Below are 12,083 nucleotides of genomic sequence, written 5' to 3'. Positions count from 1 at the left end.
CCCCGCCCGGAAGGCGTTTATTTTTCGCGGTCGAGATAGCCGTAGCGGGCGGACACGCCGTCGGTGCGGCTCACGATGCGGTCGGCCACTTCGTCCACGGTGTCGGGCGTGACGATGCCGAGATCGCGCACGAGATAGTATTCCATGGAGCCTTCGGAAAGGGCGAGGGTCCAGACCACGGCGTACACGGAGCCCACGCCGGGACGGGAGGGAAATTCCGCCGCCGTGGAAAGCAGAATGCGGAACTTGGCCTCGCGCGGAGGATTGGCGGGATTGGAGCTGTTGATTTTTTTCTGCAGGCTGTTGAAGAGCGCCACGCCGATGCTGTCGTCGCCTTCAAATTCCACAACGACGGGGGTGCGGCGCTCCGCCTTGCGGGGTGCGTCGTCGGCCGCAAAGGCGGCGGAGCTCATGCACAGGCAGGCGAGCAGGGCCGATGCGGCAAAAAAACGAAGAGCTTTCATGCAATCTCCCTCGGCTGAAGGTCAGCCGTGTGGGCGCGGCAGCGCCGCGCGATGTGAGCCGGGGGCTCCGGCAAAAAGCGTTAGAAACCTTCTTCCAGCGGCGGCCAGATCAGGGCGAGTTCCGGCTGCGGAGCCTGCGGACGGCTCGACGGCTCAAGGAGCACGCGGCGGCCGTCGAGGCGCAGACGGTCTTCGGCCAGCCACTGCAGAGCCTGCACGTAGATGCGGTGCTCGAACACGTGAATGCGATTGAGCAGCGCTTCGTCGTCTTCGTCCTGACGCAGGGGAAGCGTGGCCTGAACGATGATGGGCCCGCCGTCCATGACGGGATCCACGATGTGAACGGTGCAGCCGCTGAACTTGGCGCCGTACTGCCAGGCGTCGCGCGCGCCGTGCGTGCCGGGGAAGGCGGGGAGCACGGCGGGGTGAATGTTCAGCACGCGGCCGGGAAAGGCGTCGAGAAACACGGGCGTGACGAGGCGCATGTAGCCCGCAAGAGCCACGGTGTCCACGCCGGCGGCAGTAAGTTCCTCCACCATGCGTCTGTCGAAGGTTTCGCGGTCGGGAAAGGTTTTGTGATCGAGGCACAGATGCGCGATGCCGTGCCGCTCGGCGCGGTCGAGCACCGGCGCGCCCGGGCGGTTCGCAATGATGATGCGGATGTCCGCATCGAGCCTGCCTGCTTCCGCGGCGTCGATCATGGCCTGGGCGTTGGTTCCGCTGCCCGAGGCGAGAATGCCGAGCTTGAGGGTCATGCGCGCTCCTTGTGCGCAAAGGCCGCGCACACGGCGTCCACCATTGCGGGAATGGTGAAGGATTCCGACTGAATGTCGGGCTCGAGGCCCAGCGAACGCATGGTTTCCGCCGTCACGGGGCCGATGGCGGCAAAATGCACGCCCGGGTGCTTCTTCAGCTCGTCGAGCGGAATGGAGGCAAGAAAATTGCGCACCGTGGAGGAGGAGCCGAAGGTCACGCAGTCGAGCGTGCCCGCTTCGAGCGCTTCCATGACCTTGTCGCGGTTTTCCTCGGAGGGCACGTTTTCATAGGCGGCAATGACGTCCACGTCGGCTCCGGCTTCGCGCAGCGCGCGGGGCAGCACGTCGCGGGCTTCCCTGGCGCGGGGCAGCAGCACCTTCTGTCCCTTCATGCCGAGTTCGAGCATGGCCTGCGCCACGCCTTCCGCCACGTAGGAGGAGGGGACGAGGTCGGGGCGAATGCCCATTTCTTCCACGGCCTTCGCCGTGGCCGGGCCGATGGCGGCCACCTTCACGGAGCCGAGGGCGCGGGCGTCGAGATTGAGCGCGGAGAGGCGCTGCCGGAAGAAGCGCACGCCGTTCACCGAGGTGAACACCACCCAGCCGTAGCGGGAAAGATGACTCACGGCTTCGTCGAGTTCGGCATAGTCGGGCATGGGCACGATCTTGATGGTGGGGAACTGAATGACGCGCGCGCCTTTTTCCGCCAGAAGCGCGGCGCTGCCGCTGGCCTGCTCGCGCGCCCTCGTGACCACCACGGTGCGGCCGAAGAGGGGCTTTTTCTCGAACCAGTCGAGCTTGTCCTTGAGGCGCACCACGTCGCCCACCACGATGATGGAAGGATTGGTGAAGCCTTCGCGCACGGCGGCGTCCGGCAGATCGGCCAGGGTGGAGGCGAGGGAACGCTGCCTGTCGGTAGTGCCCCAGTACACCAGAGCCGCGGGAGTATTCCCGTCCATGCCGGATTCGATGAGCTTGGCCGCGATGTCGGGCAGGTTCTTCATGCCCATGAGAAAGACCAGTGTGGAGGCGCTGCGGGCGAGAGCCTTCCAGTCGTGCACGGAGCCGGGCTTGGTGGGATCTTCGTGACCGGTGATGATGGTGACGGAGGACGACCAGGCTCGGTGCGTGAGCGGAATGCCCGCGTAGGCCGGACCGGCAATGGAACTGGAAATGCCGGGAATTTCCTCAAAGGGAACGCCCGCGTCCACGAGTTCCTCGGCCTCTTCGCCGCCGCGTCCGAAGATGTAGGGATCGCCGCCCTTGAGGCGCGCAACAACCTTGCCCTCCTTCGCCTTGGCGATGAGCAGCTTGTTGATGTCGCCCTGTTTCATGGCGTGATTGCCGGCGATTTTGCCTACATAGATGAGTTCGGCATCGGGCCGGGCCAGGGCGAGGAGTTCCTCGCTGGAAAGATAGTCGTACACCACGACGTCCGCTTCAGAAAGAACCTTTCTGCCTTTGCAGGTGAGCAGGCCGGGATCGCCGGGGCCTGCGCCGATGAGATAAACGTACATCCGTCCTCCGGGTCTTGAATTCAGGCGCAGTGTACTTATTAATAGGATGGTGAGCAAGACTTTCCTCGGCGGGCCTCTCTGCGCGTTGTCACCTTGTGAAAGTTCTTGTGGGCGCAGACTTGTTTTTTTGCGCTTTGTGAGGTAATCTTCATCAGCTTTCCTCCGGTGCATCCTTGCGCCGGTCCGGCCGCCCCGGCAATAGCTCTCGCCGGGAAATATGTGGAATAATTCCACATATTTTTATCCATAGAACGGCGATGCGGCGGGCGGTTTGGAAGCGTGGTGCGGAAATGTGGCCGGGGCAGATTGCCCCTGTCAGGATGCAAGTTGGCGGACAACGCGACAGGAGACAACCATGAGCATCTTTTTCTACTGTTTGGCCTATGTGGCGGTTATAGCCTTCGTGGCCGTGGCTCTGATGAGAATCATCGGCTATCTCAAGAAACCTCAGCATCTGCGCTGGGAACTGTATCCCGTGGCGCATGAAGACCCTGAAAAGGTCGAATACGGCGGCAGCTACCTTGAAAACACCGAATGGTGGAAGGACAAGTATCGCAGCTGCATGGTCGGCGCTCTCAAGGGCTTCCTCATTGAAGCTCTGTTCCTCAAGGCCGTGTGGGAACACAACCGCACTCTCTGGGTGCGCACGTATCCCTTCCACATCGGTCTGTACCTTCTCATCGGCGCCATGGGCATGACCATTCTTTCCGCCCTCGGCATGCTCGCCGGCGCCGACGGCTTCGTGACCTTCTGCACCGTGATCACCGTGATCTGCGACGTGTTCGGCTTTGCCGGCATCCTGTTCGGCTCCATCGGCCTCATTCAGCGCCGTCTGTGCGACAAGGGTCTGCGCAAGTACACCACCAACGAACACTTCTTCAACCTCGGTCTGTTCGGCGTGTACGGCCTGTTCGGCCTCATGCTGTGCCTCGGTCACGGCGTGTACGACTTCGCCCTCATGGGCAACAGCTTCATCTATGGCATGTTCACCTTCACTGCCATGGAACTGACTCCCCTCTACGTTCTCTATCTGCTGATCGGCTTCTTCATGTTCTTCTGGGTGCCCTACAGCTTCCTGGGCCACCTCTTCATGAAGTACTTCACCTGGCACGACATCCGCTGGGGCGATGCTCCCACCATCAACAACCCCAAGCTTCAGAAGCAGCTTGCCAACAACCTGAACCTGCCCGTCAGCTGGCGTGCCCCGCATGTTCAGGGTGACGGCAAGAAGACCTGGGCTGAGGTTGCCACTTCCAACCCCGAGAAGCAGAACTAAGGAGCTCCATACATGAAAACTTCGCAGGAACTTACCTTTAATGATCTGTCGAGGGAAGAAGGGCTGCTCACCACGGTTGATGTGAATACCCTTCGTCCCATGCCCGTGGACTACCAGACCTTCCCCTGGAAGGTCATCACCGACGAGCAGAAGAAGCAGTACTGCTGCCTGCTCGACGACATCAACGTTCTGCTCATTCCCGTGCCTCAGACCAAGGCCGAGGAAGAAGAGATCGTCAATCGCTTCCTCGACGGCGTGCGCAAGCTGTTCACTCCCGAGAACAACTGGACCTGCCTCGCCATGCTCGACACCACCATGGACTACTGCGCGCAGTGCAACTCCTGCTCCGAGGCCTGCCATCTGTACGAGATGTCCAACGAGCATGAAATGTATCGTCCGAACTTCCGCTCCGAGCTGTTCCGCCGCATCTACAAGCAGTATGTGAAGAAGGAACCCCTCGCCAAGTGGCGTTACGGCGACACCGAACTCAACTGGAAGACCGTGGTGCGTCTGGCCGAACTCTCCTACCGCTGCAACCTGTGCCGCCGCTGCGCTCAGGTTTGCCCCATCGGCGTGGACAACGGCCTCGTCGCCCGCGAACTGCGCAAGCTCTTCAGCCAGGAATTCGGCTGGAACCCCCGCGAACTGCATGAAAAGGGCACCAAGCTGCAGCTCGAAGTCGGTTCCTCCACCGGCATGAATCCCTCCGTGGTTCAGGAAACCGTGGAATTCATCGACGAAGACTACGTCGAAACCACGGAATACGAATTCAAGACCCCCTGGGACGTGCCGAACGCCGACATTCTGCTCATCCACAATGCCGGTGAAATGCTCGCCTGGCCCGACAACATCGCGGCCTTCTCCCTGATCTTCGAAGCCGCCGGTCTGTCCTGGACCCTGAGCTCCGAAATCGCCGGCTACGACTCCGTGAACTACGGCGTGTTCTACGACGACGTGCAGGCCGCCCGCGTGGCCATCAAGCACGCCGAAGCCGCCAAGAAGCTCGGCGTCAAGAAGATCGTGCTTGGCGAATGCGGTCACGCCCACAAGGCCCTCACCGTCATTGCCGACCGCATCCTGCCGCCCGACCTGAACATCCCCCGCGAAAGCTGCTTCCCGGTGCTGCGCGACATCGTGCTCGGCGGTCGCCTCAAGCTCGACCCCAGCCGCAACAACTTCCCCGTCACCCTGCACGACCCCTGCAACCTGGTTCGTCTCATGGGCGTGGTGAAGCCTCAGCGCGACGTTCTGCACGCCATCTGCCCGCAGTTCCGTGAAATGACGCCCCACGGCGTGGAAAACTACTGCTGCGGCGGCGGTTCCGGTTTCGCCATCATGACGCGCAACAACATCAACGAATGGCGCATGAACATCACCGGCCGTAAAAAGATGGAACAGATCTGCGGCGCCTTCAAGGACTGCCTCGGTCCTGAAGTCAAGAAGTACATCTGCGCTCCCTGCTCCAACTGCAAGGGCCAGATCCGCGAACTGCTCGAACAGAACAATCTGCTTGAGAAGAACGGCATGCAGTACGGCGGCCTTGTCGAACTCATCGTCAATGCCATGACCGACGTGAAGCCCGGCTTCATCAAGTGGGAAGAAGAATAAGAACAACGGCGGGAGGAAGAGCGATCTTCCTCCCCTGAGAACGACAGGACGGAGGCTCCGGCTTCCGTCCTGTTTTTTTAATCCGCTGGGAAAACGTCAGCCGGGCATGACGCGTGAAACATCGTCCGGGCAGGGGCGGCGTACACTGACGGCAGTGAAGTCTCGGAGCGGGCAGGGCGTCCGGCGGCTCCGGTGCGTCGCAGGATTGTTCTTTCATGGAGATTCGTCCGGGGAAGCAGAGGCGGCGGAAGGGCAGGGCGGCAGAGTCTGCGCGCATTCACGGAGAATGCGTTGTCTGGAGGGCCCGATGTTCGCGCAGGGCCGGGAGAGGCGAGCTCAGCAGCGCGGGAGTTCGACGACAACGGTTCGCATGGGGTCTGAACCGTATGCAAGCCGGTACGGAGTCGGAAATTGGACCTTTCAGCAGGCTGATTTCCGGCTTTTTGCCATTTCATGACGGTGCGGCCGCAAGGAATTGCGGGAAAAGGCCGTGCCGTGGCGTCCGGGCGGAGTCGGCGCGGCTTCGAGCGCGGGAAGCGCTCGTCAGTCGAGCTCAACTGCCGGGGGCTTCGGAAGCATTCGGAGACTGCCGGAGATGGCTGCTCCGGTCTCCGCGCGGCGCGCGTGACGTGACGGGGACGGACAGCGGAACCGGAAAAAGGCGGACGCGACAGCGACGCTCCGCCGCGGGGAGCGCAAATCGTTTTGTTCCCGTCTGGACAAGGCGAAATAGCCAGAGTATAACTCTGCTCAGTTTACCGGCGATCAATCTGCAACCTGCGCGCCGCGCCAAACGCGAGCCCGAGGAGGAATTATGGACTTTTTCTGGACGTGCTTCATGGTCGGGCTGGGCTGGTGCTTCGGCGGCGTTGTCGGCGGGGCCACGGGCATAGGCACCATCATGGTGGCCATGCCCCTCATGACGGCGGTGCTTTCGCCGGGCGACGCCGTGCTGGTTTCCTGCCTCACGGGTTTGTACGGCACTGTTCATCTTTCCTACTCCTACCGCAAGTCGTGCTGCTGGCGGGAGATCCGTGATCTTGTCGTCGGCGCGGTGCCGGGCTGTTTTCTCGGCGCGCTGGTGCTGCGCGTGGCTTCCATGCAGACCCTTCAGCTCATGGTCTGCGCCATGCTCGCCTGCTTCATCGCCATGCAGTGCTTTCACAAGGCGGCTTCGTACCGACTGCCGGATTCCACGCTCATCGGCATTGCTGCCGGTTTCGCCTGCGGTTTCGTGAGTGGTTCCGTGGCCATGGTGGGGGCTCCGCTCGGCATTTACGTGCTCATGAAGCACTGGTCGGCCGACAGGGCGCGCGGCAACATGAGCGTGTTCTACGTGTTCACCAGCGTGGCCTCCGTGCTTTCGCAGGCCTTTGCCGGATTGTACACCATGACGCTGTTTCAGGTGTCGCTCGCGGGCGTGGCGGGATGTTTCCTGGGACAGATTGCGGGCGTGCGTCTCGGCCGCCGCATCAATCAGCAGCTTTTTCAGCGCATCGTGCTGGGATTTCTGGCGCTCGCCGCGGTGATTCTTTTTGCTCGTGCCATGGGATGGTAATATTTCCGCGTTATGCTTTGCGCGAAAAGGCTTGTTCGGCTCTTCCCAACGGCCTTTTTCGTGATTATGGTATTGGTGACTGTAACCGCTCCGTTTCGGGGCGGATGGTCGATAACTCAGCCCATAAGGAATGAACATGAACAAATGGAAAACTTTCGCCCTCTGCGCGGCCTGCCTCGCCACGCTCTCCTTCTCCATGCCTGACTATGCGGATGCCGCACGTCTCGGCGGCGGGCGAAGCTTCGGCAGTTCCTCCATCATGAGCCGGCCGGCCACGCCTCCTTCCGGCGCTTTCCGCGGAGGCTCCTCCTCGGTGCAGCGTCAGGCCCCCATGGCCAGCACGGCCAACGGCGGCGCCGCCACCATGGCCCGCAACAATACCGGTCTTCTCGGCGGCCTGTTCGGCGGCCTTCTTGCCGGCACTCTGCTGGGCTCCCTGTTCGGCGGCCACGGCATGGGCGGCGGCATGCTGGGCGGCGTGCTCAATCTGATAATTCTCGGCCTGCTCGTGTACTTCGGCGTGCGCATGTTCCGTCGCTTCCGCGGCGGCCAGGCCTCTTCCGACAACAACGATCGTCAGGCCTACCGCTACGACGCTCCCCGTGACTACGAAGCGCCTCGTCAGGCCTCTCAGGGCGGCGCATGGGACAATCTTCGCTCCGAACAGCCGGTTCAGCAGGCTGCGGAAGCGCAGAACGACGTGGTTCTGCCCGCCGACTTCGATCAGGACGAATTCCTGCGCGGAGCCAAGGCGGCCTACACGCGCCTCCAGGCTTCGTGGGATCGCCGCGACCTTGACGACATCGCCAACTTCGCCACCGAAGACGTCATGCGCGAACTGCGCGAGCAGGCGAAGCAGGATCCGAATCCCGGCAAGACCGAAATTCTGCTGGTGAACGCCTCCGTCATCGAGGTGCGCGACGAGGGCGACCTGCGCCGCGTGGCCGTGTACTTCGACGTGCTCATGCGCGAAGATCAGCGCGCCGCCCGTCCCGAACAGGTGCGGGAAGTCTGGCACTTCGTGTGCTCCCGCGCCGAGGGCGACAGCTGGAAGCTCGACGGCATTCAGCAGCTTGCCTGAACTTGAAAAAAACGGACGCCCCGCCTCCGGGCGTCCGGATTCGGCCGGTTCCTCCATCATGGGGGGCCGGTCTTTTTTTTGTGCTCTTGCGGTACGGCCTCACGCCTTGGCGCGGAAAAGAAGCATGCCGGGAGTGCCCCTGTCGCGGCGCTCCGGCGCGAAGGGCACGCGATTTTCCCTTCCTGCGCCCGGGAAGATATGATTTTTGACCGCACGGGCAATCCGCGCATCCTCCGGGCGGAAAAGGCGTCCTTTTCAGCGTTATTATCAATGTTTTTGCATGATTACTCATGCCGCTCATGGTTGCATCCGATGCCTTATCATGCGCGTTCTGCTAGTGTGAGCCCTGTTCCGGGATAATCCGGGACAAGAAACATGGAGAGCGTGTCATGAAGAGAATGCTTTCGATTCTGGCTTTTCTGGCGCTGTCGATTCCTTCGGCGGCCTGTGCGGAATGGGCTCTGGTGCGCGGATCGGGAAATGTCGGCGCTTTTGAGTCCACGGCCCGTCCCACGGTGGCGGTCAAGACCTCGCCCGATTTCTCGGCCGTGGCGCAGGGCAAAATGACGGTCATGCTTTCCACCGACCGTGAACTGCCCCGTTCCGAGCCGGGCGTGGTGTGGTACAGCCTGAGCGCAAAGAGCGGCGCTCAGCTTGCCGTGGCGCTCGCCGACGCGGGCTCGAAGTACTGGTATCCGGGCATCATGTCCACCAATCTGGAATTTCTGCCCGTGCTGTACACCTGCGGCGGAGACAGGCCCGAAACCGTCACCCAGCGTGTGTTCGTCCGCCCCGTGCAGCTTGATCCCTGGATGCCCGCCTTTGCCGAACGCGGCATGGGCTGGACGGCCGGCGTCATGGTCAGCCAGTACGAATGGATAGTGAACAACGGCGAGAGCAAGCTGCTCGTGGAATACCGCGAACCGCTGGCCACCGAACGCTGCCCCATCGTGGAAGACGCCGAACTCAAGGCATTCGTGCAGCGCGCCGACACGGCCTTTTCAGCCAGATTCGGGGAAAACGGCGACATTTCTGCCGACATGGTGCGGCCCTACGCCTGGGGGGATTCCGGCGTATCGTCCAGACTGCTGAGCACGGTGCTCGGCTCTACCATGGATAATCCTTCGTAACGGCAGCCCCGTGCGTCTGTCCTTGTGGCAGCGCGAGGCGGCATCTGCCGCCGCAGGGCATGGTCCCCGCTTTTCCGCTCTGCGGAGAAGATCCCTGCAGGACAGGCGCACGGCCCCGGGCCGGACTCCGACGCGGCGTCGGGAGTCCGGCTTTTTTTTGCGTCGTCCCCTTGACTTGCCGTCTCTCCGCCTTATGTGACTCTTGGGCCCGAACGCTGTCGGGCCCTTTCTTCAGCGATGACCGCACGGCGGCGTCTGCCGCGCGTTCGGAAACATATCAGGAGGCCATGTCATGGCGGAAACCACTCATCAGTTTCGCGCGGAAACGTGCAAGCTGCTCAATATTCTTACGCACTCTCTGTACACCAACCACGAAATCTTCCTTCGCGAGCTGCTCTCCAACGCTTCGGACGCCCTGGAAAAGGTGCGCTTTCTTCAGAGCACCGGCGGCGAGGTGCGCGATCCGGAACTGCCGTTGGAAATCACCATCACCACGGACAAGGATAATCACGTCATCACCGTTGCCGATACCGGCATAGGCATGACCGAACAGGAAATGATCGACAACCTGGGCACCATTGCGCGTTCCGGTTCCGAACAGTTCCTGAAGGAGCGCGAGGCGGAAAAGGCCGCAGGCAAGCCCGCCGAAGAAGCGAAGGCCGAAGGTGAGAAGTCCGACGAGGACAAGGACGACGAGGAAAAGCCCGCTGACGCCGAAGAACCCATCGTGGAGCACGACGACAGCAAGCCAGACGACGCGGCTCAGATCATCGGTCGTTTCGGCATCGGCTTCTATTCGGTGTTCATGGTGGCCAAAAAGGTGGAAGTGACCTCCGTTTCCGCCACGGGCGACGGCACGCCGCACGTCTGGACTTCCGACGGCACGGGCAGCTTCACCATCCGCGCGCTGGAAGGAACGGAGGCCGAAGGCCTGAAGCGCGGCACCAGCATCAAGATCTACCTTCGCGACGACGCCCACGAGTACGAGGAAAAATATCGTCTTGAAGGAGTCATCCGCAAGCATTCCAACTTCCTGCCCTTCGCCATTCAGCTCGACGGCGAGCGCGTCAACACCACGGCGGCTCTGTGGCGCGAGCCCAAGTTCTCCATCACGAAGGAACAGTACAACGAGTTCTACAAGTTCCTTACCTTCGATCAGAAGGAACCGCTCGACGTCATTCACTTCTCTGTGGACGCGCCCGTGCAGTTCAACTGCCTGCTGTACATTCCCGGCACGGCGGTGGACGTCTTCGACGAGCGCAAGGACGAATGGGGCCCCGATCTGTACGTTCGCCGCGTGCTCATCGACCGTCACAACAAGGAGCTTCTGCCCAACTATTTCGCGTTCATGAAGGGCGTGGTGGACACCGAAGATCTGCCGCTCAACATTTCCCGCGAAACGCTTCAGGAAAACGTGGTGCTGCGCAAGATAAGCCAGACCATCACCCGGCAGCTGCTCACTCATTTCGAGCGCATGGCCAAGAGCGATCCTGAAAAGTACGAGGCCATGTGGAAGCTGCACGGCAAGTACATCAAGTTCGGCTTCGACAGCTATCAGTACCGCGACCGCGTGGCTCCGCTGCTGCGCTACTACTCCACGGCGCAGGACGACAAGCTCACCAGCCTCGACGACTACATTTCCCGCATGAAGCCCGATCAGAAGGAAATCTGGTACGTGTCGGCTCCGTCCATCGAGGCGGCCAAGGTGAATCCTCATCTCGGCCAGTTCCGCCGCAAGGGCCTGGAAGTTTTGTACCTCACCGATCCGGTGGACGAGTTCGCGCTGGAAGCCATCATGGAATACCAGAAGCATCCGTTCAAGTCCGTGGAGCTGGTCGAAGCCGGCGCGCTTGACGCCTTCCCGGACGTGGAGAACGCCGAGCCCAGACCCGAGCCGCTTTCCGAGGAGGAAAAGCCGGAACTCGACGCGCTCATCAGTGCGGTGAAGACCATTCTCGGCGATCAGGTGAAGGACGTGCGCGCGGCCTCGCGCCCCATCGACGCGGCGGCTTGTCTCGTTTCGCCCGAGGGCGTAAGCTCTTCCATGGAAAAGCTCATGCGCGTCATGCAGAAGAGCGAAGGCATTCCGAAGAAGATTCTCGAACTCAATCCCGATCACGCTCTGGTGCGCTCGCTCATGCGCATCTGCAAGGAAGGAGCCGAGGACGAGACCTTCAAGGACATGGTGAACGCCCTGTTCGATTCCACGCTTCTGCTCGACGGCTACATGAACGAGCCCTTCGCCATGGCGGAACGCAGCATGCGTCTGCTTCGTCAGGCCGCGGGCTGGTATTCTGATCTGCGCAAATAAACGCAAGGAGAGCGCCCATGTACTACGACCTCGTCATCCATGTGGACGACAATGATCCCGCCCGTCTCAATCTGGCCTTCAACAACGTGGCCAACTACAAGGCCGCGCTGCCCGGCGAAGACTTCCGTGTGGTCATGGTGGCCAACGGACCGGCGGTGCAGCTCTTTACCCGCGCCAACGCAGCTCTTGCCGAACGCGGCGCGAAGCTCATGGCCGAAGGTCTTTCCATCAGACTGTGCAACAACGCGCTGAAGTCGTTCAGCGTGGCCCGCGAAGATCTGTGGGAAGGCTGCGAAGTCGTGCCTGCGGGCGTGGTGGAAATCGTGAAGCTGCAGCGCGAGGGCTTTGCCCTGCTGCGTCCGTAGTTTTTAGCAGACAACGGC

General features: G+C 61.7%; 10 protein-coding genes. 7 read left to right on the top strand and 3 right to left on the bottom strand.

Annotated elements, in window-relative coordinates; translation table 11 throughout:
* Positions 1-17: 17 nt before the first annotated feature.
* The 3 genes from ABGT79_RS04010 to cobA all read right to left on the bottom strand — a co-directional run bounded on the left by ABGT79_RS04010 (position 18) and on the right by cobA (position 2,736).
* Entirely contained in the window at positions 18-464 is a 447-nt protein-coding gene (locus ABGT79_RS04010) for a hypothetical protein (protein ID WP_346665114.1), read from the bottom strand.
* An 80-nt stretch (positions 465-544) separates the two neighbouring features.
* Positions 545-1,219, bottom strand: coding sequence for a phosphoribosylglycinamide formyltransferase (gene purN / locus ABGT79_RS04005; protein WP_346665113.1), 675 nt, complete (start codon positions 1,217-1,219; stop codon positions 545-547).
* Complete coding sequence (gene cobA / locus ABGT79_RS04000; RefSeq protein ID WP_346665112.1) at positions 1,216-2,736, bottom strand: uroporphyrinogen-III C-methyltransferase; 1,521 nt, start codon at positions 2,734-2,736, stop codon at positions 1,216-1,218. The genes purN and cobA overlap by 4 nt, the downstream gene beginning before the upstream one ends.
* Before the next feature lie 355 nt (positions 2,737-3,091).
* Between cobA and ABGT79_RS03995 the strand changes: the two genes are divergently transcribed.
* The 7 genes from ABGT79_RS03995 (at position 3,092) to ABGT79_RS03965 (ending at position 12,065) form a co-directional block, all read left to right on the top strand.
* The gene (locus ABGT79_RS03995) at positions 3,092-4,012 is read left to right on the top strand and encodes a respiratory nitrate reductase subunit gamma (protein ID WP_346665111.1); all 921 of its coding nucleotides are present in this window, start codon (positions 3,092-3,094) and stop codon (positions 4,010-4,012) included.
* Positions 4,013-4,024: 12 nt separating this feature from the next.
* Complete coding sequence (locus ABGT79_RS03990) at positions 4,025-5,620, top strand: (Fe-S)-binding protein (protein WP_294485395.1); 1,596 nt, start codon at positions 4,025-4,027, stop codon at positions 5,618-5,620.
* An 814-nt stretch (positions 5,621-6,434) separates the two neighbouring features.
* Entirely contained in the window at positions 6,435-7,178 is a 744-nt protein-coding gene (locus ABGT79_RS03985; protein ID WP_346665110.1) for a sulfite exporter TauE/SafE family protein, read from the top strand.
* Positions 7,179-7,314: 136 nt separating this feature from the next.
* Positions 7,315-8,259, top strand: coding sequence for a TIM44-like domain-containing protein (locus tag ABGT79_RS03980; RefSeq protein ID WP_346665109.1), 945 nt, complete (start codon positions 7,315-7,317; stop codon positions 8,257-8,259).
* Positions 8,260-8,648: 389 nt separating this feature from the next.
* Positions 8,649-9,389: a DUF4851 domain-containing protein gene (locus tag ABGT79_RS03975; RefSeq protein WP_346665108.1), complete on the top strand. Its 741-nt coding sequence runs from the start codon at positions 8,649-8,651 to the stop codon at positions 9,387-9,389.
* A gap of 292 nt (positions 9,390-9,681) precedes the next feature.
* Positions 9,682-11,700, top strand: coding sequence for a molecular chaperone HtpG (gene htpG / locus ABGT79_RS03970; RefSeq protein WP_346665107.1), 2,019 nt, complete (start codon positions 9,682-9,684; stop codon positions 11,698-11,700).
* Positions 11,701-11,717: 17 nt separating this feature from the next.
* A complete protein-coding gene (locus ABGT79_RS03965) occupies positions 11,718-12,065 on the top strand; it encodes a DsrE family protein (protein ID WP_346665106.1) in 348 nt (115 codons plus the stop codon).
* The last annotated feature ends 18 nt before the right edge of the window (positions 12,066-12,083 follow it).

Origin of the sequence: uncultured Mailhella sp. (assembly GCF_963931295.1) — a bacterium.
Classification (GTDB): Bacteria; Desulfobacterota; Desulfovibrionia; order Desulfovibrionales; family Desulfovibrionaceae; genus Mailhella.
This window is presented reverse-complemented; position numbering and strand designations above follow the sequence as displayed.

Excerpts from the sequence above, each read along its gene's own strand:
- htpG (WP_346665107.1), top strand. The coding sequence starts at position 9,682 with ATGGCGGAAACCACTCATCAGTTTCGCGCGGAAACGTGCAAGCTGCTC.
- ABGT79_RS03975 (WP_346665108.1), top strand. The coding sequence starts at position 8,649 with ATGAAGAGAATGCTTTCGATTCTGGCTTTTCTGGCGCTGTCGATTCCT.
- ABGT79_RS03985 (WP_346665110.1), top strand. The coding sequence starts at position 6,435 with ATGGACTTTTTCTGGACGTGCTTCATGGTCGGGCTGGGCTGGTGCTTC.
- ABGT79_RS03980 (WP_346665109.1), top strand. The coding sequence starts at position 7,315 with ATGAACAAATGGAAAACTTTCGCCCTCTGCGCGGCCTGCCTCGCCACG.
- ABGT79_RS03995 (WP_346665111.1), top strand. The coding sequence starts at position 3,092 with ATGAGCATCTTTTTCTACTGTTTGGCCTATGTGGCGGTTATAGCCTTC.
- cobA (WP_346665112.1), bottom strand. The coding sequence starts at position 2,736 with ATGTACGTTTATCTCATCGGCGCAGGCCCCGGCGATCCCGGCCTGCTC.
- ABGT79_RS04010 (WP_346665114.1), bottom strand. The coding sequence starts at position 464 with ATGAAAGCTCTTCGTTTTTTTGCCGCATCGGCCCTGCTCGCCTGCCTG.
- purN (WP_346665113.1), bottom strand. The coding sequence starts at position 1,219 with ATGACCCTCAAGCTCGGCATTCTCGCCTCGGGCAGCGGAACCAACGCC.
- ABGT79_RS03965 (WP_346665106.1), top strand. The coding sequence starts at position 11,718 with ATGTACTACGACCTCGTCATCCATGTGGACGACAATGATCCCGCCCGT.
- ABGT79_RS03990 (WP_294485395.1), top strand. The coding sequence starts at position 4,025 with ATGAAAACTTCGCAGGAACTTACCTTTAATGATCTGTCGAGGGAAGAA.